Origin of the sequence: Streptomyces melanosporofaciens (genome assembly GCF_900105695.1) — a bacterium.
Lineage (GTDB): Bacteria > Actinomycetota > Actinomycetes > Streptomycetales > Streptomycetaceae > Streptomyces > Streptomyces antimycoticus.
Window position 1 is genome coordinate 579174 of the sequence record NZ_FNST01000002.1, and the last position, 23080, is coordinate 602253.

Annotated in this window: 17 protein-coding genes; 11 read left to right on the forward strand and 6 right to left on the reverse strand. The window is 71.2% G+C overall.

Annotation, left to right across the window (positions count from 1 at the left end):
- Nucleotides 1-706: 706 nt before the first annotated feature.
- The 9 genes from ispH (at nucleotide 707) to BLV72_RS05305 (ending at nucleotide 13110) form a co-directional block, all read left to right on the forward strand.
- Nucleotides 707-1768: a 4-hydroxy-3-methylbut-2-enyl diphosphate reductase gene (gene ispH / locus BLV72_RS05265; RefSeq protein ID WP_093460599.1), complete on the forward strand. Its 1062-nt coding sequence runs from the start codon at nucleotides 707-709 to the stop codon at nucleotides 1766-1768.
- On the forward strand, nucleotides 1765-2838 hold the full coding sequence (locus BLV72_RS05270; protein ID WP_244320666.1) for a polyprenyl synthetase family protein: 1074 nt from the start codon (nucleotides 1765-1767) through the stop codon (nucleotides 2836-2838). The genes ispH and BLV72_RS05270 overlap by 4 nt, the downstream gene beginning before the upstream one ends.
- Nucleotides 2839-2906: 68 nt before the next feature.
- Nucleotides 2907-4805 carry a 1-deoxy-D-xylulose-5-phosphate synthase gene (gene dxs, locus BLV72_RS05275; protein WP_093460601.1) on the forward strand — a complete coding sequence of 633 codons (1899 nt, stop codon included), beginning with the start codon at nucleotides 2907-2909 and terminating at the stop codon, nucleotides 4803-4805.
- Complete coding sequence (gene ispG / locus BLV72_RS05280; protein ID WP_093460602.1) at nucleotides 4802-5953, forward strand: flavodoxin-dependent (E)-4-hydroxy-3-methylbut-2-enyl-diphosphate synthase; 1152 nt, start codon at nucleotides 4802-4804, stop codon at nucleotides 5951-5953. The genes dxs and ispG overlap by 4 nt, the downstream gene beginning before the upstream one ends.
- A gap of 11 nt (nucleotides 5954-5964) precedes the next feature.
- Complete coding sequence (locus BLV72_RS05285) at nucleotides 5965-7173, forward strand: 4-hydroxybenzoate 3-monooxygenase (RefSeq protein ID WP_244320667.1); 1209 nt, start codon at nucleotides 5965-5967, stop codon at nucleotides 7171-7173.
- On the forward strand, nucleotides 7170-8138 hold the full coding sequence (locus BLV72_RS05290) for a UbiA family prenyltransferase (protein ID WP_093460604.1): 969 nt from the start codon (nucleotides 7170-7172) through the stop codon (nucleotides 8136-8138). The genes BLV72_RS05285 and BLV72_RS05290 overlap by 4 nt, the downstream gene beginning before the upstream one ends.
- Before the next feature lie 53 nt (nucleotides 8139-8191).
- A complete protein-coding gene (locus tag BLV72_RS05295; RefSeq protein WP_093460605.1) occupies nucleotides 8192-9811 on the forward strand; it encodes a class I adenylate-forming enzyme family protein in 1620 nt (539 codons plus the stop codon).
- Between the two features lie 169 nt (nucleotides 9812-9980).
- Entirely contained in the window at nucleotides 9981-10736 is a 756-nt protein-coding gene (locus BLV72_RS05300) for a transmembrane-type terpene cyclase (protein WP_093460607.1), read from the forward strand.
- Between the two features lie 121 nt (nucleotides 10737-10857).
- On the forward strand, nucleotides 10858-13110 hold the full coding sequence (locus BLV72_RS05305) for an MMPL family transporter (RefSeq protein WP_093460608.1): 2253 nt from the start codon (nucleotides 10858-10860) through the stop codon (nucleotides 13108-13110).
- A gap of 204 nt (nucleotides 13111-13314) precedes the next feature.
- Here BLV72_RS05305 and BLV72_RS05310 read toward each other — a convergent pair whose 3' ends face one another.
- Both BLV72_RS05310 and sigJ read right to left on the reverse strand, forming a co-directional pair.
- Nucleotides 13315-14097: an aminotransferase class IV family protein gene (locus BLV72_RS05310; protein WP_093460610.1), complete on the reverse strand. Its 783-nt coding sequence runs from the start codon at nucleotides 14095-14097 to the stop codon at nucleotides 13315-13317.
- Between the two features lie 12 nt (nucleotides 14098-14109).
- A complete protein-coding gene (gene sigJ, locus BLV72_RS05315) occupies nucleotides 14110-15048 on the reverse strand; it encodes an RNA polymerase sigma factor SigJ (protein WP_093460611.1) in 939 nt (312 codons plus the stop codon).
- Between the two features lie 50 nt (nucleotides 15049-15098).
- Between sigJ and BLV72_RS05320 the strand changes: the two genes are divergently transcribed.
- Nucleotides 15099-15614: a DUF402 domain-containing protein gene (locus BLV72_RS05320; protein ID WP_093460613.1), complete on the forward strand. Its 516-nt coding sequence runs from the start codon at nucleotides 15099-15101 to the stop codon at nucleotides 15612-15614.
- Between the two features lie 28 nt (nucleotides 15615-15642).
- Here BLV72_RS05320 and BLV72_RS05325 read toward each other — a convergent pair whose 3' ends face one another.
- The 4 genes from BLV72_RS05325 to BLV72_RS05340 form a co-directional block, all read right to left on the reverse strand.
- Nucleotides 15643-16926: an MFS transporter gene (locus BLV72_RS05325; RefSeq protein WP_093460614.1), complete on the reverse strand. Its 1284-nt coding sequence runs from the start codon at nucleotides 16924-16926 to the stop codon at nucleotides 15643-15645.
- Nucleotides 16927-16929: 3 nt separating this feature from the next.
- The gene (locus BLV72_RS05330; RefSeq protein WP_093460616.1) at nucleotides 16930-18372 is read right to left on the reverse strand and encodes a CitMHS family transporter; all 1443 of its coding nucleotides are present in this window, start codon (nucleotides 18370-18372) and stop codon (nucleotides 16930-16932) included.
- Nucleotides 18373-18500: 128 nt separating this feature from the next.
- Nucleotides 18501-20726 (reverse strand): molybdopterin-dependent oxidoreductase, encoded by a 2226-nt coding sequence (locus BLV72_RS05335; protein WP_093460617.1) that lies wholly within the window; start codon nucleotides 20724-20726, stop codon nucleotides 18501-18503.
- Between the two features lie 132 nt (nucleotides 20727-20858).
- Complete coding sequence (locus tag BLV72_RS05340) at nucleotides 20859-21563, reverse strand: TetR/AcrR family transcriptional regulator (RefSeq protein ID WP_093460619.1); 705 nt, start codon at nucleotides 21561-21563, stop codon at nucleotides 20859-20861.
- Between the two features lie 74 nt (nucleotides 21564-21637).
- On the opposite strand from BLV72_RS05340, the gene hmgA reads away from it, so the two are divergent.
- Nucleotides 21638-22993, forward strand: a complete 1356-nt coding sequence (hmgA, locus tag BLV72_RS05345; RefSeq protein WP_208905547.1) for a homogentisate 1,2-dioxygenase — start codon at nucleotides 21638-21640, stop codon at nucleotides 22991-22993.
- The last annotated feature ends 87 nt before the right edge of the window (nucleotides 22994-23080 follow it).

The window sequence follows — 23080 nt, forward strand, 5'->3', positions numbered from 1 at the left end:
CCGCGACGGCGCGGGACACCTGTGGGGACCCCCGAACCGGCGGGCCGGACGGGTCGACGGGACCGAGGAAACAGACGAACCCGCTCCCGGCCGCAAACCGCGGCCAGCGAGGATGGAGAAGCTGGATATACGTCCGTCACGCCTTCGAGTGGATTTCTCTGTCCACCCGGAAGGGTTTACCAGCGGTTACTACCGGAATTTCCGGCTCAGAGCCCCCGTTGCGCAAGCCGACGACACGTCGAATCAGCGCGGCAGGGAGCCTAGCAATCGCCCGCAACCGTAAGCGACAGTTCCGCCCGCATTTCGGAACGTGACGAAGGTCACATGCGTAAGTCTTGCACTCGGTCGCGCCTTCTATAGTGTTTTCGGCCTGCGCATATCCGACGGGGGAACTGCTTCGGATGGCGCAGCTGTCAAATGACACTTACGGGGGTAAGTGAATGTCTCTTCGATCGAATCGTCTCCGCGCACCGGCTTCCGGAGAACGTCCGTAGCGCCGCGCCTCCTGGCAGTGGCTTTTTCGGCATCTTCCCAGTTCAGATGGGCCTTCATGCCCGTGTGAGCATGTGCTGACCTATAGGCCGCCGGCCCTTCGACAGCCATCCGTCAACGCCAGGACAAAGCCATGCCCGGCCGCTGCGGCATGGCCACACAGCGACGCGTCCATTCACATCCGAGCCGCATGTAGGCGTTGGAGCAAAACGTCATGCACTTAAGCACGAAGTCCTCGCACTCCGATACGAGCGGGCCCCGCAAACGCGTCATCCTCGCCGAACCCCGCGGTTTCTGCGCGGGTGTCCGCCGCGCCATTGCCATGGTGGAGCGGGCGCTCGAAGTATACGGCCCGCCTATTTATGTTCGAAAACAGATCGTCCACAACCACTACGTCGTCAGCCTCCTGGAGCGCAAGGGCGCACGCTTTGTGGAATCGGAATTCGATGTTCCCGAAGGGGCGGTGTGCCTCTTTTCCGCACACGGTGTCCCGCCCGCGGTCCGCGCCGGTGCGGCCGATAGGAACCTGCAGGTCATCGACGCCACCTGCCCACTGGTGGCCAAGGTTCACCAGCAGGCGCGCCGGGTGGTCCGGGACGGCCGGGTCCTGCTGCTGGTGGGGCACCAGGAACACGAGGAAACGGAAGGCACGCGGGGGGAAGCACCGCGCGAGACCCTGGTCGTCGAAACCGTCGAGGACGTCGAACGGCTGGACCTGCCCCGGGACACCCCGGTGGCCTATCTGACCCAGACCACCTTGTCGGTGGACGAGACGGCCGACATCGTCCGCGCCCTCACCGAGCGGTTCGACGACATCGTCGGCCCCGGGACCGACACCATCTGCTACGCCAGCCAGAACCGGCAGAACGGCATCAAGTCCCTTGCCCGGCAGGCCGATCTGGTGCTGGTCGTCGGCTCGGAGAACTCCAGCAACTCCCAGCGGATGGTCGATGTCGCCCGCGAGGCCGGCACCCCCGCCCAGCTGGTCCCGGACGTCTCCCGGCTGGACGGCGGCTGGCTGGACGGCGTGACCACCGTCGGCGTCAGCTCCGGCGCCAGCGTCCCGGACGCCCTCGTCCATCAACTCCTCGACCGGCTGGCCGAGTTCGGCCATGACGAGGTCGAGATCGAGTCCACGGCCGTCGAGGACGTGGTCTTCTCCATGCCCCTGCAGCTCACCGACGGCATCCGGTCCGACGACCGGGAACGGCTCGACGACGCCTGGTCGAAGGTCCCACCGGACGCACCGGCCGGAACCCCTAGGAGGACGATGTGACTGCCCATGTGATGGCGACCCCCCGCCCCGCCCCGGCCCCGGCCACCACCGCCCGCCAGGCGCTGATGAGCCTGCTGCCCCGGGTCGAGGAGCGGCTGCGCACCTTCCTGTCCGCGGAATACGACCGGTGGCACGCGCTGGACCCGCGTTCCAGCGTCCCCATCGACGGGATCGCCGACCTGGTCGACGCGGGCGGCAAGCGCATGCGCCCGGCGTTCTGCCTGAGCGGCTATCTGGCCGCCGGCGGCGATCCGCAGGACCACCGCGTCATCCCCGTCGCCGCCGCGCTGGAACTGCTCCACGCCTGCGCGCTGATCCATGACGATGTGATGGACGAGTCCCCGGTGCGCCGTGGCGCGCCGACCGTGCACACCAGCCAGGCCGCGCTGCACCGCGAGCGCGGCTGGCGGGGCGCGGCGGGCCGCTACGGGGAGAACGTCGCGATCCTCGCGGGCGATCTGGCCCTGGTCTACTCCGACGAGATCATGGCGCAGGTGGAGCCCGCGGTCGCCGCCGAATGGCATCTGCTGCGCTCGGAGCTGATCATCGGCCAGTACATGGACGTGGCGGCGTCCGTCCAGTTCGAGCCCGACCCGGAGACCTCGCGGTGGATCGCCATCGCCAAGTCCGGCCGGTACACCATCCACCGCCCGCTGGTCCTGGGCGCCGCGGTGGCCGGCCGCGCCGACGCGGCGCCGGCCTTCGAGGAGTACGGGGCCGCGCTCGGGGAGGCGTTCCAGCTCCGCGACGACCTCCTGGACGCCTTCGGGGACTCCGAGGTCACCGGCAAGCCGAGCGGTCTGGACTTCGAGCAGCACAAGATGACGCTGCTGATGGCCCTGGCCATCCAGCGCAACGCACACATCCGGGAGCTGGTCCCCGCTCAGCTGCGGGGCGCCGACCACCTGCGGGAGCTGCTGATCGAGACGGGTGTGCGCGACGACGTCGAGAAGCACATCGACGGGCTCGTGGAGCGGGCCTGCCGCGCCATCGCCGCCGCCCCGCTGGAGCCGGAGTGGCGGGAGGAACTCGCCGCCATGGCCCACGAGGTCGCCTACCGGAACGCGTGAGGACGGCCGATGCGCAGCGACAGCGACCGCACCCGGTGGCGGCACCGACGTGGAGGGAAGGAGCCCGGATGACACTGCTGGAGACCATCCACGGTCCCGCCGACATCAAGCACCTGGACGCCGGCCAACTGACCGTCCTGGCCGGTGAGATCAGGCATTTCCTCATCGACAAGGTGCTGCGGACCGGCGGGCACCTGGGGCCCAACCTGGGCACCGTCGAACTCACCATCGCCCTGCACCGCGTCTTCGACTCCCCGCGGGACCGCATCCTGTGGGACACCGGGCACCAGGCGTACGTACACAAGCTGCTCACCGGGCGCCGGGAGGGTTTCGACCGGCTCCGGCAGAAGGGCGGCCTGTCCGGCTACCCCTGCCGGGCGGAGTCCGAGCACGACACCATCGAGAACAGCCACGCCTCCACCGTCCTGTCCTACGCGGACGGCCTGGCCAAGGGGTTCCGGCTGCGCGGCGAGAGCGACCGCGCGGTGGTGGCCGTCATCGGGGACGGGGCGCTGACCGGCGGCATGGCCTGGGAGGCGCTGAACAACATCTCCGGCGCCCCGGACCGTCCCGTCGTCATCGTGGTGAATGACAACGGCCGTTCCTACGCACCGACCACGGGCGGTCTCGCCACCTATCTGGCGGGCCTGCGCACCTCCCCCGACTACGAGCGGTTCCTGGAGTGGTCCAAGCACCGGCTGCGGCAGACCCCCAAGCTCTACGAGGCGCTGCACGCGGTCAAGACGGGGCTGAAGGACATGCTCGCCCCGCAGGGACTCTTCGCCGACCTGGGCCTGAAGTACCTCGGGCCGGTCGACGGACACGACATCGCGGCGGTGGAGGCCGCCCTGCGGCAGGCCGCGGGGTTCGGCGGGCCGGTCGTGGTGCACTGCCTGACCCGTAAAGGACACGGCTACCGGCGCGCGGAGGCCGACGAGCACGACCACCACCACGCGGTCGCCGCCGGCGACCCGGAGACCGGCGAACCGCTGGGCTCCCCCGGCCCGTCCTGGACTTCTGTCTTCGGCGCGGAGCTGGTCGAGATCGGCCGTGAGCGTCCCGAGGTGGTGGCGGTGACGGCGGCGATGCTGCGGCCCACGGGGCTCGCCGCGTACGCCGAGGAGTTCCCCGACCGGGTCTTCGACGTCGGCATCGCCGAACAGCACGCGGTCACCTCGGCCGCCGGGCTCGCCATGGCCGGGATGGTGCCGGTGGTGGCCGTGTACTCCACGTTCCTGGGCCGCGGCTTCGACCAGCTCCTGATGGACGTGGCGATGCACTCCTGTCCCGTGGTGTTCGTCCTCGACCGGGCCGGGGTCACCGGCGACGACGGGGCCTCCCACAACGGCATGTGGGATCTGTCGGTGCTCGGGATCGTGCCCGGCCTCAGGGTCGCGGCGCCCCGCGACGGGACCACGTTGCGCGGCGCGCTGCGCGAGGCGGTGGCGGTCACCGACGGCCCCAGCGCCATCCGGTTCCCCAAGGGGCCGGTGGGGCCCGACATCCCCGCCGTCGACCAGCACGACGGCATCGATGTGCTGCACCGCTCCCCGGGCGACGACGTCCTGCTGGTGTCCGTGGGCGCCATGGCCGCGACGGCCCGCGAGACGGCACTCCGGCTCACCGAGGAGGGCCTGGGCGTCACGGTGGTGGACCCCGGCTGGATCAAACCGGTCAGCCCGTCCCTGATCAAGCTGGCGGAGCAGTACCGGCTCGTCGTCACCGTCGAGGACAACCTGCGCGTCGGGGGCTACGGCTCGCTGCTCGCCCAGGAGTTGCGCGACGCCGGTGTCCCGGCCCCGGTGTCCGGTTTCGGGATTCCGCAGCGCTTCCTGGACCACGGCAAACGCGCCGAGATCCTCGCCGACTGCGGCCTTTGCCCCGAAGACCTGGCCCGTTCCATCCGGTCGCGGATCGCGGCCGACCGTGCGCCGGGTGTCCGGGCGCTCAAGGAGGATTCCCGATGACCGTCGATCTCGGCCTGCCCGCCGCGCCGCCACCGGTGCTCGGCAAACGCCGCGTCACCCGTCAGCTCGGCGTGGGCGCGGTGGGGGTCGGCAGCGACTTCCCCGTCTCCGTACAGTCCATGACGACCACCGTCACCGCCGATGTCAACGCCACCCTGCAGCAGATCGCCGAGCTGACCGCGACGGGCTGTGACATCGTCCGGGTGGCCTGCCCCAGCCAGGACGACGCCGACGCCCTGCCGCAGATCGCCCGCAAGTCCAAGATCCCGGTGATCGCCGACATCCACTTCCAGCCCAAGTACGTGTTCGCCGCCATCGAGGCGGGATGTGCGGCGGTGCGGGTGAATCCGGGGAACATCAAGAAGTTCGACGACAAGGTCAGGGAGATCGCCCGGGCGGCGAAGGACCACGGCACCCCGATCCGCATCGGGGTGAACGCCGGCTCGCTGGACGCGCGGCTGATGGCCAAGCACGGCAAGGCCACGCCCGAGGCGCTGGTGGAATCGGCGCTGTGGGAGGCGGAGCTCTTCGCCGAGCACGACTTCCACGACCTGAAGATCTCGGTGAAGCACAACGATCCGGTGGTCATGGTGCGCGCCTATGAGCTGCTCGCCGAGTCCTGCGACTATCCGCTGCACCTGGGGGTGACCGAGGCGGGCCCCGCGTTCCAGGGCACCATCAAGTCCGCGGTGGCCTTCGGCGCGCTGCTGCGGCAGGGCATCGGCGACACCATCCGGGTGTCGCTGTCGGCGCCTCCGATGGAGGAGGTGAAGGTCGGCACGCAGATCCTGCAGTCGCTCAATCTGCGGCCGCGCAAGCTGGAGATCGTCTCCTGTCCCTCCTGCGGCCGGGCCCAGGTGGATGTGTACAAGCTGGCCGACCAGGTCACCGCGGGGCTCGAGGGCATGGAAGTGCCGCTGCGGGTCGCGGTGATGGGGTGTGTGGTCAACGGCCCCGGCGAGGCCCGGGAGGCCGATCTCGGTGTCGCCTCGGGCAATGGCAAGGGCCAGATCTTCGTCAAGGGGAAGGTCATCAAGACCGTCCCCGAAAGCAAGATCGTGGAGACCCTCATCGAGGAGGCCATGCGTCTGGCCGAGGAGGCCGGCCCGCAGGGCGCCGCCGAGTCCCCCACCGTCAGCGTGCTGTGAGGGGGACATCCGTGAAACGCCTGAACACGCAGGTCGCGATCGTCGGCGCGGGGCCCGGCGGACTGCTGCTCTCCCATTTGCTCCAGCGGTCCGGCGTGGACTCGATCGTGCTGGAGCGGCGGAGCCGGGAGTACGTGGAGAAGCGGGTGCGGGCCGGGTTGCTGGAGGGCGGCACCGTGGACTTCCTGCGCGAGGCCGGTCTGGCCGACCGGCTGGAGCGCGAGGGGCTGGTCCACGAGGGCTTCGTCTTCCGGTTCGGCTCACGCGCCCACCGGATGCCCTTCACCGAGCTGACCGGCCGGACCGTCCATATGTACGGCCAGCAGGAGCTGGTGAAGGACCTGATCCGGGCCAGGACGGCGGCCGGGGCGCGGCTGTGGTTCGACGTCCCCGATGCCGAACCCCTGGGTCTGGACACGGACACGCCGACCGTGAGGTGCACGGTGGCGGGCGAACCGGTGGAGATCGGCTGCGACTTCGTCGCGGGCTGCGACGGATTCCACGGGGTCTCCCGCCGGTCCGTGCCGCCCGGAACGTTCTCCACCTACGAGCGCACCTATCCCTACGCCTGGCTCGGCGTGCTGGCCGAGGCCCCGCCCGCCGCCGAGGAGCTGATCTACGCCGTGCACAGCCGGGGCTTCGCGCTGCACAGCATGCGCTCGCCTTCGGTGAGCCGGCTCTATCTGCAGGTGGAGGCCGGTGAGCGGGTGGAGAACTGGCCCGATGAGCGGATCTGGAAGGAGCTGCACACCCGGCTGGACATCGACGGTGCCCCCGAACTGGCCGAGGGGCCCATCCTGGAGAAGAGCTGTGTGGCGCTCCGTGGCTTCGTCACCGAGCCGATGAGTTACGGGCGGCTGTTCCTGGCCGGTGACGCCGCGCATATCGTGCCGCCGACCGCGGCCAAGGGACTCAACCTCGCCGTGGCGGACATCAAGGTGCTCGCCACGGCCTTCGGGGAGTTCTACGCGAGCGGCGACCGCACCGCGCTGGACGGCTATTCGGCCGCCTGTCTGCCCGGGGTCTGGCAGGCGCAGGAGTTCTCCGACTGGATGTCGGGGCTGCTGCACCGGCCCCCGGAGGGACGGGTGTTCGACGGGCGGCTGCAGGACGCCCGGCTCCAGTCCGTGGTGAACTCCCCCGCCGCCGCACGGAGGTTCGCCGAGAACTATGTGGGCCTGGCGCGGGAGCGGACCCCGGCTCCGGGAGGCCGGCCATGACCTCACTGACCAGCGGCAGCCGCAGGACGGCGCGCACCCGCGGCGGCGGGGACGTGGCGCGCGGTCTGTTCCGGCTGTCGAAGATCTTCGTGTACCAGAACTACTTCGGGTGGGGCATGGCGTGGCTGACCCTGAGCCCGCAGGCGCGCGACCGCCCGGGGACCACCGCCGCCATGCTGCTGTTCCTCCTCGGCTCCATGGGCATCGTCACCTGCACCTGCGCCACCGACGACCTGGTCGGCTTCCGCAACGGCAGCGACGCCCGCAACTACAAGGCCGGTGACACCAAGCGCGACATCCGCGGCAAACCGCTGCTCAGCGGGGCGGTCACCGAGCGCGAGACGGTGCGGTTCATCGCCTGCGCGGCCTCGGTCGCGGTGCTCGCGGGGATCGGCGCGTTCTGGGCGCTGGACTGGCGGGCTCCGGCGGTGGCGTACGTCCTCTACGGGGTCGGGTTCTTCTTCAGCGTGCAGTACTCGGCCGGGCTGCGGCTGAGCTACCACCGGGGCGGTGCGGAGACGCTGCTGTGCCTGGCCACCACCGCCGGGCTGCTGGCCCCCTATCTGGCGGTGGAGCGGCACTGGTCCTCCCCCGCGGTGCTGGTGGGGCTGCTGCTGGGGCTCTGGCTGGTCATGGTGAGCAGCTACTCCAACGTCAACGACGCCGACGGAGACCGCTCGGTGGGCCGCAGAACGCTGGCCGCCTCGACCGGGCCGCGGGTCTACAAGACCGCCATGGTCGTCTTCGTCCTGGTGTCGGCCACGCTGATCTGCGTCCTGGGCCTGGCCACGCCGTGGCCGTGGTGGACCCTGCTGACCCTGCTGCCCGCCACCGTCCTCCATACGGCCCAGTTGCGCGAGGGCCCGGTGCGGGGGCGTTGGCTGACCGCCCGCAAGCTCGGGCTGTACGGCTACGACCTGGGCTTTCTGGGGCTGCTGGCGCCCGCGCTGTTCCTTTTGACCTAGCCGTTCGTGCTGTCCCAGTCGTTTTTCGCACCCCCTAGACGAGGAGATGAGGCATGGCGGCGCGTTCGCAACGGCCCGTCAACGTCGGCCGGTTGTTCCACTGGGCCGCCGAGCGGGGCAAGCCGACGGTCATGCATCTGGACCGGCCCTTCGACATCGCCCCGGATGCCGGCACCCGCTTCGATGTGCCCGCCCTGGTGGCGACGGTGGAGGACGCCGCGGGCTGGCTCCACGGGGCGGGGCTGCGCCACGGCGACCGGCTCGCCATCGTCAAGGAGAACCACTACGACTTCATCCTGCTCGCCGCGGCCGCCGCCCGGCTCGGAGCGCTGCCGGTGATGATCGCGCCCATCAGGTCGACCGCGCATATCCGCACCCTGCTCACCAGGATCTCCCCGAAGGTGCTGGTGATGGGCACGACGGTGCTGGAGCGGATGACCGCCGCCGGTATCGCGCCGGACGATCCCGGGATGACCCTGGTGGCCGTCGGCGCCGACCGCCCGGGGCTGCCCCGCGGAACGCTGCGGATCGACGATGTGCGCGACGGCTCCCGGCCGCCGGTGCGGTTCCGCGGCCTCCATGAACCCATGCTGGTCACCCACACCTCGGGCACCACGGGCGTGCCGAAGCTGGTGGTGCACTCGCCCGCCACCACCCTGGCGGCCGTGCCGTTCCGCATCGAGTCCTACCGGCTGCCGCTCATGACCTCCCGTCCGGTGGACGTGGTGGCCAGCGGGATCTCCTTCGCCCACAACCGCAATCTGTCCTGGACCAACGGGACGCTGTTCCGCGGGCCGCGGAAGATGGTGATCCTCTCCGATCCGGCGCTGGACAGTGTGGCCCGCATGCTGGCCGCGCACCCTCCCACCTCGCTGGAGGCATGTCCGAACGTCTTCCAGTACTGGGAGGAGCTGGCCGACACCCGGCCCGAACTGTTCGCGGGCGTACGGCGCTTCATCAGCACCTTCGACGCGGTGCACCCGAGGACGGTCCGCAAGTTCCTCGGCGCCTCCCGGGCCCGGCTCCCGCTGTGGGCCTGGGGCGTGGGGCAGTCGGAGATCGCGGGCATCGCCGCCGGGGTGGCCACCCGCTCCATGGTCCGCCCGGACAGGCCCCGGGCGCATGACGCCACCAACGTCGGGTTCCCGCCCCTGGTCCGGGTCAAGGTCGTGGACCCGGAGACCGGCCGCAAACGGCCCCGGGGAAAAGCGGGGCTGCTGATGGTCAGGACCAAGTCGCGGTGTCTGACCTACCTGGGCGAGGACGACCGGCACCGCGCCAAGGACCGGGGCCGCTGGTGGAACACCGGCGACCTGGGCGAGTACGCGGGTTACGGCCGCATCCGGCTGATCGACCGCGAGGTCGACATGATCCCCGGGATGAGCTGCATCGAGCTGGAGTCCACCCTGCTCGACCGGCTGGACCGGGCCTCCGAGGTGATCGTGCTGGGGGTCCCCGGGCAGCTCCCGATCCCGGTGCTGTGCATGCGCGACGACACCCTCGACCCCCAGGAGTGGGACCGGGCCTGCCGGGGCCTGCCCGAGCTGGACAAGCCACGGCTCGTCCCCTGGGACGAGATGCCGCGCACCGCCACCTGGAAGGTGCGCCGGGGCGAGCTGCGCGAACAGCTACTGGGCTCCAGCGACACCTATGGCACCGGGCAGTGGACCTGACCCGCGGCACACACAGCAACGCCACACAAAGCCACGCCACACAAAGCCACACCGCACAAAGCCACACCACACAAAGCCACACCGCACCAAGCAACGCCGCACCAAGCAACGCCACGCCACGCAACGCAACGAGACAACCGTATCCACCGTGAACGAGGGGTAATTAGCCGTGTGGTTCCCGCCCGCTCTCTTCGATCTCCCGGACATCGCTCCGGTGACCCTGCCGGAGGCGGACCGGCCGAGTTGGCTGTTCTGGATCCTGATGGGTCCGTGCGCGTCCGGCTGGCTGGTGGCCTACGGGCTCGCCATCTACCGCGCCAAACTGGACAAGCGGGTGGGGATTCCCGTCTTCGTGGTCGAGGTCAACCTCGCCTGGGAGTTCACCCTCTCCCTGATCCTGGACCAGGCCGATGTGCAGCGCCCGATCAATCTGAGCTGGTTCCTGGTCGACTGCTTCATCCTCCGGCAGACACTGCGCTACGGGTGGAAGGACTACCCGTCGATGAGCCGGCGGACCTTCCGGTGGATGGTCTTCGGCGTCATCGCGTGGTCCGCGGTCTTCCACATCATGACGACCTATGAGCTCAAGGACGCCACCGGCATCTACACCGGCACCGGGCTGAACGTGTTCCTGAGCCTGTCCTTCATCTTCATGCTGAGCCGCCGCGGATCCTCGCTCGGGCAGTCGATGTACGTGGCACTCGCCAAGGGCATCGGATCGTTCTTCGCGGGGTGGACGGTGCTGGTGATGTACCCGGGCCACCACCTTTTCATCTTCCTCTTCCTGACCGTCTGGACCATCGACGCGACCTACTGCGTGCTGCTGTACCGGAAGGTCCGCGAGGAGGGCCGCTCGCCGTGGGCCTGGAACCGGGGTCCGGCCGAGATCCCCGACGACTCCGGCGTTCTGACAGCCGTTCGGTGAACAACGCGGCCCGCCGATGTCACATCCGGGCGGGGCTCGGCGTCTGGGATGCCGAAACGTCAATCCGGACGCCGTGCTGGACGGGATTCCAGACGCCGTGCGCTTGAGGAAGGAAGAGGGAATGCTGGACAGACTGGCCGGTTTCGTCGTGCGCAAACGCCTGGCGGTGTTGGTCGTCGGCCTGCTGCTCGCCGTGATCGGCGGTGCGGCGAGTACGACGTTGTTCGACAAGCTGACGGCGGGCGGTTTCGACGATCCGGCGTCGGAGTCCTCGCGGGCGATCACCGCGCTGGACGACAGGTTCGGGCAGGGGCTGCCCAATCTCACGCTGCTGGTGACCTCGAAGGGGCGGGTCGACGATCCGTCGGTGACGGCGGCGGGCACCGAGCTCACCCGCAAGCTGAGCGGGGAACCCGGAGTGGCGAACGTCAGCTCCTACTGGACCACCGGGAAGGCCCCGCAGCTACGCGGCAAGAGCGGCCACAAGGCCCTGATCATGGGCACGGTCACCGGGGACGACACCGCGTCGCAAAAGCGCGTCGCCGAGCTGGCGGACCGTTACCAGGGCTCGCGGGACGGGCTGGAGGTGACGTTCGGCGGCTATACGAAATTCCAGCGGGAGCTGCTGGAGCAGGGTCAGAAGGACGCCACCACCGGCGAGACGGTCGCCATCCCGATCACCCTGGTCGCGCTGGTGTTCATCTTCGGCAGCGTGGTGGCCGCGGCGCTGCCGCTGGCCGTCGCCCTGGTGGCGATGATGCTGACGATGGGGCTGACGTGGATCCTGGCGAGTGTCACGACGGTCGGCTCGCTCGCGGCGAGCGTGGTGACCCTGCTGGGCCTGGGCCTGGCCATCGACTACAGCCTGCTGATGGTCAGCCGCTACCGCGAGGAGCTGCGGTCGGGGCTCGCCCCGCCGGACGCCATCCGGGCGATGCTGACCTCCGCGGGGCGCACGGTGACCTTCTCGGCGCTGACCGTCGCCGTCTCGTCCCTGGCCATGGCCTGGTTCCCGCTACAGGCCGTCCGGTCCATGGGCTATGCGGGGGCGCTCACCGCGCTGCTGTCCGGCGCGGCCTCGCTCATCGTGCTGCCGGCCCTGCTCGCCCTGCTCGGCGACCGGATCGAGAAGGGGCGGGTGTTCCGCCGGCGGCGGACCGCGGCCACCGGCGGGACGGGCACCGGCGCCGTCGGCCGGAGCGTGGAGAGCGGCTTCTGGCACCGGCTGGCCACCACCGTGATGCGGCGCCCGGTGCCGATCGTGACCATCGTGACCGCGTTCCTGCTGCTGCTCGGCGCGCCGTTCCTCGGCATCAACCTCGGCATGCCGGACGAGCGGGTGATGCCCTCGTCCTCGTCGGCCCGTCAGGTCGCCGACACCGTCCGCACCGAGTTCGACAGCAGCGAGCAGAACGCGCTGCAGGTCGTGGCGCCCGAGGGGGGCACCGACCGGGCGGCCGTCGGCGCGTATGCGAAGCGGCTCTCCCAGTTGCCGCACGTGGCCGCGGTCCGCACCGCCACCGGCGCCTACGCCGAGGGCCGGCAGGCCGCCCCGCCCGATCAGCGCTATGCGCGCTTCGCCTCGGGCGACGCCGTCTACTTCTCCGTGGTGCCGGAGACGGCCAGCGCGGACGACGCGGACCGGCTGGTCGGCGAGATCCGGTCGCAGAAGGCGCCGTTCGAGGCGCTGGTGGGCGGGGCCGCGGCCACCAACCACGACGCGGCCGCGGCGCTGGAGAAGTGGCTTCCGTACGCGCTGGGCACGGTGCTGCTGACCATGCTGGTGCTGCTGTTCCTGGTGACCGGCAGCGTCATGCTGCCGTTCCTGGCACTGGTGCTCAGCGCGCTGAGCCTGACGGCCACCTTCGGCGCGCTGGTGTGGGTCTTCCAGGACGGCCATCTCGCGGGGCTGTTCGGCGACTTCACCCCGACCGGCAATATCGCGGCGACGATCCCGGTGATGCTCTTCGGCCTCGCCTTCGGGCTCGCGATGGACTATCAGGTCTTCCTGCTGTCCCGGATGCGGGAGGAGTACGAGCTGACCGGTTCGCCGACGGCCGCCGTGGCCCGGGGGCTGGAGCGCACCGGGCGCATCGTGACGGCGGCGGCGGTGGCGATCTCGGTGGTCTTCCTGGCGTTCACCGTCTCCGGCATCTCGCTGGTGAAGGCGTACGGGATCGGGCTGCCGCTGGCCGTCCTGATGGACGCGACGCTCATCCGCGGGGCCGTGCTGCCCGCCGCGATGCGGCTGGGCGGGCGCGCCACCTGGTGGGCCCCGGCTCCACTGCGCCGGCTGCACAGCCGGTACGGCCTGCGGGAGGAGCCCGCGGCGGCGGCGCCGCGGCGCGACGGCGACCGGGCCCTCACGGGCTGACCGGCCGCGCGTATCGCGGCTCACGGGTCCGCCGCCCGGCACATCCGGGCGGCGGACCCGCCGCATGCGGGCGGCCTGCGGCGGGCTGCTGCCCCTCCCCGCCTCGGCGTCTGGGCCAACTCCGGGGTCTGGGGCGGAGCCCCGGTTTCGGGAAGGGGCGGGGAGGGGAACGGCCCGCCGCAGGCGGCACGGTCCCCGTCCTGCCTACAGCGGTTCCGCTTCCGTCGCGGCGTACTCCTTGCGCAGGGTCCCCAGGACAGGATGCTCCGGGTCGAACTCCACCCCGTCGATCGACCGGATCGCCCGCACCCCCACCCCCGCGTTGAGGGCGAAGGCCGCCTCCAGCCCGCCGAACCGGTCACGGTCGATCGGCTCGGTGTGCTGCGGTCCGGCATGGCCGCGGCGGAGCAGTTCCTGGGTGACGCCGGGCAGGCACCCGGCCTCCGGCCACAGCAGACGGTGGCCGTCGAAGAATCCCACGTTCCAGGTCGCGCCCTCGGACACCGCACCCCGCTCGTCCGTCAGCAGCACATCGTCATAGCCGTCGAGCTGGGCGAGGCGGCGCAGCCGCAACAGCCCGAACAGCCCGACGTGTTTGACCTCCGGCAGGTCCCGGTGGTGCGGTGCGGTGCGCACGCTCAGCGGCGGCAGCGAGGGGGCGGCGGCCGGCCGGGTGGTGACCAGGATCCCCGGCCGGGCCTCGGCCCCGGGCCGCTCCAGCCCGAGGTCGGGGTCGTACACGGTCACCCGGACGGTGAGCGGCCCCGTGGCGTCCGCGACGGCGCGGCGGGCCAGTTCGCGGATCCGGTCCCGGTCCGGTGCGGTGCCGAACAGCACCCCGCAGTCCCGTACCAGCCGGTCCAGATGGAGGGACAGCCCCCGCACCCGGCCGTCCTCCACGCGCATGGTGGTGAAGTGGCCGTAGTTGGTCATGGCCAGCGCCGTCAGCTCGCGGATTCCCGCCGGTTCCCCGTTCAGCTCTGTCATGGGGCCAGTCTTTCAGCCGGGCCGGACGGCCTCGGCGAGTTTGGCCAGCTTGTCCGGGTTGACCAGACCGTAGATGCCGCGCACCCGGTCGCCGCCCGGCGCGGGGTCGAGCGCGGCGGCCGCGTAGAGCGTCCCGCCGACGAACAGGACCACCCCCGGGCCCCCGTTGAGCTGCACCGGCCGCAGGGCGAAGGTGGGCAGTTGAGCGCTGACGGCGGCCACCAGGCGGGCCACCTTCTCCCGGCCCTCGACCGCGCGGAGGGCGGCACGGCGCTTGCCCCCGCCGTCGCTCCACATGACCACCTCCGGGGCCAGGACGTCCATCAGGGCGTCGAGGTCGCCGCCGAGCGCCGCGTCGAGGAACCGCTCGGTGACGATCCGCTGGGTCCCGCGGTCGAGGTCATAGCGCGGCCGCCGGGCCTCGACGCGCTCCTTGGCGCGGTGGGCGAGCTGACGGACGGCGGCGGAGCTGCGGCCCAGGATCGCGGCGATCTCCGCATGGTCGTAGGCGAACGCCTCGCGCAGCACGAACACCGCGCGCTGCAAGGGGGTCAGGGTCTCCAGGACCACCAGCATCGCCAGGGACACCGATTCGGTGCGGATCGCGGTGTCGGGGGTGTCCGGTTCGGTCAGCACGGGCTCGGGCAGCCAGGGGCCGATATAGCTCTCCCGGCTCCGGCGGGCGCGGCGCATCTGGGTGAGCGCGTGGTTGACGGCGATCCGCACCAGATAGGCCCGGGGGTGGGCGATCTCCTTGTTCTGGACCGCGGCCCAGGACAGCCAGGTCTCCTGGACCACGTCCTCGGTGTCGGTGACCGTGCCGAGCATGTTGTAGACGATGGAGAAGAGCAGTTCACGGTGGACGAGGAAGTCCTCGCTCCCCGCATCCGGCACCGGCCTGTCCCGCGGCCCCTCTCCGGAGGTCTTCGACGGTGATACGGGGGTCTCCATTGCACCGATGGTAGGCGTCACGCCCCTGCGGCACCGCTTAGGATCGGCTCATGGCCGATCTCGTATCCGTGAACTACACCAAGTACGACGGCACTTTGCACTGGAACCTGCGGATGCGCAGGCTGGGCGAGGACGACCACGGCGTCTGGCTGGGGCTGCCCGGCGGGACGTTCATGCGCAAGGGATACGGCCCGATGGTGCCGATCGCCTGCGCGCATGTGATCCTCTTCCCGCGCGAGGCGTGGTGGACCGCGACGTTCAACGCCCCGCCCCGGGACACCGAGATCTACTGCGATATCGCCTCGCCTCCGAAGTGGGTCTCCTCCCACGAAGTCACGATGGTGGACCTGGACCTCGATGTGATCCGCAAGCGGGACGGCAGGACCCTGCTGGACGACGAGGACGAGTTCGCCGAGCACCAGGTGCGGTACGGCTATCCGGCGGATGTCATAGCGGAGGCCGAGGCGGCGGCGCAGTGGCTGATGGACGCGGTCGGCGGGCGCGCCGAGCCGTTCGGGAAGGCCTGTGAGCCGTGGCTGGGCATGGTCGACGGCGAGCGGCCCTGACGCGGCTCACCGTCATCCCACCGCCGTCTCATCGGGGTGGGTGCCCCGCGCTCCGCGAGGCGGAAGTGCCTTCCGTACGTCGCTCCCCGGGCGCGGGCCGGGCCTCGCCGGGATCGGTGGCCGGGCGCCCGCGCAGCGGCCGGACGGCTATGCCCGCCGATATCAGGAGCAGCCCGCCCAGCATGACGAACGGGGCGGCCGTGCCCGCGACCCCCGCGAGCACACCGGCGGAGGCGGGCGCGGCGACCTGGCCGAGCCGGTTGCCGGTCAGCCGCAGCGCGAGGGCCGTGCTGCGCGCCCCCTCGGGGGCGGCCTGGACGACGGTCGTCATCGACAGCGGCTGTCCGACGCCGAGGCAGAAGCCGAGCCCGGCCAGCAGCACCCCGAGCGCCCAGGCGGGCACCGGCAGGGCGATGCCCGCGCACAGCAGCGCGGCTCCCAGGCAGCTCACGGCCATCAGCACGGTGCGGCCCATCAGCCGGATCATCGGGGTCATGGCGAGCCGGCAGGCCACGGTGGCGGCGGCGCGCAGGCTGAGCAGCACCCCGACGACCGCGGGCGAGATACCGCGCTGTTCGCCGACGACCGGCAGATAGGCGGTGAGGATGTCGGTGGCGGAGAGCACGGCGAGGCTGATGAACATTCCGGAGGCGACCCCGCGGGTGGTCAGGATGGACCGTACGGACACCTTCCGGGCGGGGGCCTCCTTGGCGGGCGTCGCCGCCGTCCCGGCCGGGCGGCGCTCGATGCGCCACAGCGAGGTGCAGGAGAACGCGGCGAGGGCGGCGGAGACGAAGAGCGCGACGGCGCTGGTGCGGGCCATCGCCCCGTCGTGTTCGGAGACCACCAGACCGGCCGCGATGGGCCCGATGAGCTGGCCGAGCGAGGCGCCAATGGTGAAGTGGCCGAAGTTGCGGTCCTGTTCGTCGGGGGCGCTCTGGCGGGCCACGATGGACTGGGCGCCGATGACGAACGACAGATGGCCGAGCCCCATCACCCCGCTCCACGCGGCCATCGCGGGCAGCGATCCGGCCGTGCCGCTGAACGTGCAGCCGGTGGCGATGAGGGCGACCCCGATGGGCAGCAGCGGGGCGCACCGGCCGTGGTCGGTGCGCCGCCCCAGCGGTACGGCGGCGAACAGCGGCAGCAGGGCGTAGATACCGGCGATCACACCGACCGCCCGGGCGTCGGCGCCGAGCGCGAGGGCCCGGTAGGAGACGGCGGGCCGCGCCATGCTCACCGCCCCCTGGGTGAACGAGAAGGCGATGACCAGGCGCAGCAACCAGCCCCTACCGGGCTCTGAACTCTTCACGGGTCAGATGATGCCGAAGAGGAGACCGGCGCCGAGCACCACCAGGGAGGTGAGCACCGCCCATTTCACGGTGAACCGGGTGTGGTCGCCGAATTCGACCTTGGCCATGCCGACGAGCACGTAGACCGCGGGGACCAGCGGGCTCGACATGTGCAGGGCCTGTCCGACGAGCGAGGCGCGGGCGATCTCCAGCGCGGAGACCCCGTGGGCGGCTCCGGCCTCGGCGAGGATCGGCACGATGCCGAAGTAGAAGCCGTCGTTGGACATGAAGTAGGTGAGCGGGATGGACAGCACTCCGGTGACGATGCCCATCTGCGGGCCCATGCCCTCGGGGACGCCGTCGACCAGCCAGCGGGCCATGTGCTCGACCATGCCGGTGCCGGTGAGGACGCCGGTGAAGACGGCGGCGGCGAAGACCATTCCGGAGACGTTGACGACGTTCTCGGCGTGTGCGGCGACGCGGGCCTTCTGGTCTTTCATCTGCGGGAAGTTGACGGTGAGCGCGACGGCCGCGGCGAGCAGGAAGAGGACCGGGATCGGCATGGTCTCGGTCACCATCAGGGCGAGGAGAGCGATGGTGAGGGCCGCGTTGAACCAGTAGAGCTTGGGGCGCAGGGTGGCGCGGTTCGGGTCGAGGCCCTTGAACTCGTCGTCCGAGGAGTCGGAGGCGTCCGAGGTGCCGGAGCCGTTCGGGGACGGGGCCGCCGCGTCGGTGCCGGAGCCCGCGCCGCCGGTCATGGCGGCCTTGCCGCCCTTGGCTTCCTTGCCGCCGGAGCCCGCGCCGACCAGCACCTGCTCGGGGTCGCCCACGGTGACCTCGTCCAGCGTCAGCACGCCGAGCCGCTTGCGCTCCCGCAGACCGAGGCCGTAAGAGAGGGCGATCACGAAGAGCAGACCGGCGGCGAGGGCCGGGATCATCGGCACGAAAATGTCGCTGGCGTCGACTTTGAGCGCGGCGGCGGCGCGGGCGGTGGGGCCGCCCCAGGGCAGCGTGTTCATCACGCCGTTGGCCATGGCCGCGACACCGGTCATCACCACCAGGCTCATCTTCAGCCGCCGGTAGAGCGGCACCATCGCCGACACGGTGATCATGAAGGTGGTGGAGCCGTCGCCGTCGAGCGAGACGATCGCCGCGAGGATCGCGGTGCCGACCACCACCCGCATCGGGTCCGCCTTGCAGAACCGCAGGATGACCCGGACGATCGGGTCGAAGAGGCCGACGTCGATCATCACCCCGAAGTAGATGATGGCGAACATCAGCATGGCGGCCGTGGGGGCCAGCTCGCCGACCCCCTTGAGGACGTAGTCCCCGAGGTGCGCCCCCTTCCCGACAAGCACACAGAACAGCGCGGGGATGAGCACCAGGGCGCCCATCGGGGACATCTTCTTCATCATGATCAGGACAAGGAATGTCGCGATCATGACGAAGCCGAGGATGGTCAGCATGGTTTGGCTACCTCACGTTCGCCTTTGAACTCCCCCAGTTTTGGCGGTCGAGGTGACGTTAGGTGCGGCAACTTTCCGTTAACAAGGTCTTGACGCGTGAGCAATAAGCGCAAAACCCCAGGTCAGTGCTATAGCGAGGGCGAAACGTGCACGGGGTGGGCATTGAGCACCGCCGTGCCCGAGAGCGGATCCAGCCGTGAGCCGTCGAAGAGCTGGTTGACATTGACCCCGGGGCTGGCCCCGGCCACGGACAGCCGGACACCGGCCCGGGCGTGGCCCCAGCCGTGCGGCAGGCTCACCACTCCGGCCCGTACCGCGTCCGTCACCTCGACCGGCACCTCCAGCTCCCCACCGTCGCCCTTGACCCGGGCCAGGCCGCCGTCGGCCAGGCCCAGCCGGGTGGCGTCCTCGGGGTGCACCTGGAGCGTGCAGCGGTTGGTGCCGCCCATCAGGGCCGGGACGTTGTGCATCCAGCTGTTGTTGGAGCGCAGATGGCGGCGGCCGACCAGCAGCAGCCCCGAGGGCCGGTCGGCCAGCGACCGGCGCAGCCGCCCCACGTCGGCGGCCAGCGGCTCCGGGCACAGCTCCACCGTGCCGCTGCGGGTCCTGAGCAGCCCGGGGACGCGCGGGTGCAGCGGGCCGAGGTCGATGCCGTGCGGATGGGCGAGCAGCTTCTCCAGGCTCAGCCCGTCGGGGTCGGCGCCGAACCCCTCGCCGTACGGGCCCAGCCGCAGCATCATGTCCAGCCGCCGCTCGGGGCCGTCCACCCCGGTCAGCCGCGCGGCCAGCTCGGCGGGCTCGCGTCCGTACACCGGGGACGCCGGGTCGGCGACCTCCTTGCCGAGCGTCCCCTCGATCGCCATCGCGTCCACCACTGCGGGATCGTCGCCGCCGTGCCCGCTCACGCACAGCACCAGCCGCGCCAGGATGGCACTCTCGCTCAGCCGGTCCGCCTCCAGCGGGATCGCCGGGCGGGTGTAGCGGACCTGGTTGCGCACGGACAGGCTGTTGAAGGCGTAGTCGAAGTGGGGGCTGCGGCTGGGCGGCGGCGGGGGCAGCACCACATGGGCGTGGCGCGAGGTCTCGTTGAGGTACGGATCGACGCTGACCATGAAGTCGAGCCCGGCCAGCGCCCGGTCGAGGCGGTCGCCGTCCGGTGCGGAGAGCACGGGGTTGGCCGCGAGCGCCAGCACCGCCCGGATCCGCCCCTCGCCCGGGGTCTCGATCTCCTCGGCGAGCGCGACGGTCGGCAGTTCGCCCTTGGCCTCGGGGTATCCGCTGACCCGGCTGTGCCAGCGGCCGAGCGCGAACCCCCGCCCGGCCCGCGCCGGGCGCTCCCGCCGGCCCGTGGCGGCGAGCGGGAACATCATGCCGCCGGGCCGGTCGAGCTGGCCGATGAGCACGTTGACCACATCGACCAGCCAGCTCGTGAGGGTGCCGAACTCGACGGTGGTGGAGCCGACCCGCCCGTACACCACGCCCTTGGACGCGGCGGCCAGCTCACGGACGAGGGTGCGGATCTCCTCGGCGGGCACATCACACGCCTCGGCCACCGCCTCCGGCGGGAAGTCCGCGGCCAGCCGCCGCACCTCCGCCACTCCGCTGAGGTGCTCGGCGAGCGGGCCCGGTGCCACCAGGTCCTCGGCGAACAGCACCTGCACCATGGCGAAGAGCAGCAGGGCATCGGTGCCGGGCCGGATCGCCACATGGCGGTCGGCCAGCTTGGCGGTCCGGGTGCGCCGGGGGTCGACCACCACCAGCCGCCCGCCGCGCCGCCGCAGCGCCCGCAGCCGCCCGGGGAAGTCGGGGGCGGTGCACAGACTGCCGTTCGAGTCCAGCGGGTTGGCGCCGAGCATCAGCAGATGGTCCGTACGGTCCAGATCGGGCACCGGAATGGCGTTGGCGTCGCCGTACAGCAGTCCGCTGGAGACATGCTTGGGCATCTGGTCGAGGGTGCTGGCGCTGAAGACGTTCCGGGTGCGCAGCGCGCCGAGCAGCAGCTGCGGATAGAGCCCTCCGGCCACGGTGTGGACGTTGGGGTTGCCGAGCACGACCCCCACGGACTGCGGTCCGTCCTCGGCCAGCAGCGGGGCCAGCCCCTCCCGCACGGCGGCGAACGCCTCGTCCCAACTGGCCTCCTCGAGGCGCCCGGCGCGGCGCACCAGGGGGCGCCGCAGTCGGTCGGGGTCGGCGTCGAGCTCGCCGATCGCGGCGCCCTTGGGGCAGATGAAGCCGCGGCTGAAGATGTCCTCGCGATCGCCGCGCGCCCCGGTCACCCTCCCCTCGTCGATAGTGAGGGTCAGCCCGCAAGTGGCCTCGCAGAGCGGGCAGATACGCAGGGCAGTGCTGCTCATCGGTCTCTCCCAGGGACGGCGGCGAGGCCGCGATGACGCGCCGGACCCGGCCACCATACCGACTGGTAGGCATGTCGGGGAGATGTCGACGGGAAGTACCGAGGAGGGACGGGAGGTGCCGGGGTCCCCGGATCAGTCCAGAACCCGGGCCAGATAGGCGCGGAGCAGCTCCTTCGTCTCCGCCACGATCGCCGGATCGCCCTCCGGATCCACCCGGAACGCCAGCCGCAGCAGCGCGTCCGCCGTCTCGACCGCGATCAGGAAGGCCACCCGCAGCCGCTCCTCGGCCGCCTCGTCCCCGGCGGTGTCACCGACCCCCGCGGGGGCGCCGCCGGCGAGCCGGTCGGCGAGCAGCATCCGCAGCCGGTCGGCGACCAGATGGTTGGGCTGCTGCGGCTGTGCGGTGGCGGGGACCGGATTCCCGAACTCGATGAGCGCGAACCCGGGCGCCCCGCGCTTCATCGCCAGATACTCGTCGACGACGACGTCCATCGCCTCCCGCCAGCCGCCGCCCCCGTTCGGCCCGGAGCCCGGCCCGTTGTCCGGTCCGGACTCCGAGGCGGCCAGCCGCCGGGTGATCCGCGCCGCGTACTCGTCCAGATTGCGGTGGGCCAGGGCCTCGGCCATCGCCCGCTTGTTGGAGAAGAAGCGGTAGACCGAGCCGATGGGGACATTGGCGCGCTCGGCGACGGCCCGGGTGCTCAGCTCTTCGTAGCTGATCTCGTCGAGCAGCTCGGCGCAGGCGTCGAGGATCCGGCCGAGGCGCTCGGCGCTGCGGCGCTGGACCGGCTGACGGCGGAGGGGCGGTATGGGCACGCCCCCATCCTGCCCGATCATTGACTCACCCGGGCTTCGATTCCTATCGTCTGACAGAGGAATCCAGCGGTGCGGCGGAGCGGTGGGAGCGCGCGATGGGCGATGGCACGGGCATGGAGCAGGGGATCGAGCAGGCGCGGAAGACGGCCGAAGGGCTGGCGTACGCCTCCGGCTTCGGCAATGAGCACAGCAGCGAGGCCGTGCCCGGGGCACTGCCCATCGGCCGCAACTCGCCCCAGCGCGCGCCCCTCGGGCTCTACGCGGAGCAGCTGAGCGGCACCGCCTTCACCGAGCCGCGCGCCACCAACCGGCGCTCCTGGCTGTACCGCATCCGGCCGTCCGCCGCGCATCCGCCGTTCACCCGGATCGCGGGCGGCGCGCTGCGCGGCGCGCCCTTCACCGAGGCCGTGCCCGACCCCAACCGGCTGCGCTGGGACCCGCTGCCGGAGCCGCCGTCCGGCACCGACTTCCTCGGCGGGCTGTGGACGCTGGGCGGCAACGGCGACGCCACCCAGCGCGCCGGGATGGCCATCCACCTCTACGCCGCCAACGCGCCCATGACCGACCGGGTGTTCAGCGACGCGGACGGTGAGCTGCTGATCGTCCCCGAGCGGGGCGGGCTGCTGCTGCGCACCGAGTTCGGCCTGCTGCGCGCCGAGCCGGGGCATGTGGCGCTGATCCCGCGCGGGGTGCGGTTCCGGGTGGAGCCGCTGGAGCCGTCCGTGCGCGGCTATGTGTGCGAGAACTACGGCCGCCCCTTCACCCTGCCCGACCTCGGCCCGATCGGCGCCAACGGGCTGGCGAACCCCCGCGACTTCCTCGCCCCGGTCGCGGCGTACGAAGACGTGGAGGGGGCTCGCCCGGTGGAGGTGGTCAACAAGTTCTGCGGCAACCTGTGGGCCGCCACCTACGACCACTCGCCGCTGGATGTGGTCGCCTGGCACGGCAACCATGTGCCGTACGTGTACGACCTGCGCCGGTTCAATGTGCTCGGCACCATCAGCTACGACCACCCGGACCCGTCCATCTTCACGGTGCTCACCTCGCCCTCCGACACCCCCGGGCTCGCGGGCGTGGACTTCGTGGTCTTCGCCCCGCGCTGGCTGGTCGGGGAGGACACCTTCCGGCCGCCGTACTTCCACCGCAATGTGATGAGCGAGTACATGGGCCTGATCGAGGGCGCGTACGACGCGAAGACCGGCGGCGCGGGGGGCTTCGTACCGGGCGGTGGCTCGCTGCACAACATGATGTCCGCGCACGGCCCGGACCATGAGACCTTCGAACGGGCGAGCGCGGCCGAGCTGGCGCCGCACCGGCTGGACGACGGGCTGGCCTTCATGTTCGAGACCCGCTGGCCGGTCACGGCCACCCGGCAGGCGCTGGAGGCGGACCATCTCCAGGGGCGCTATGACGACGTATGGCAGGGTCTGGAACGCCATTTCCGCCCCTGACCGCCGCCACTGACGCCGTTGAACGGCGCGATGCCGCCGCCGCGGTTGACCGCCGCCACTGACGCCGTTGAACGGCGCGTTCAACGG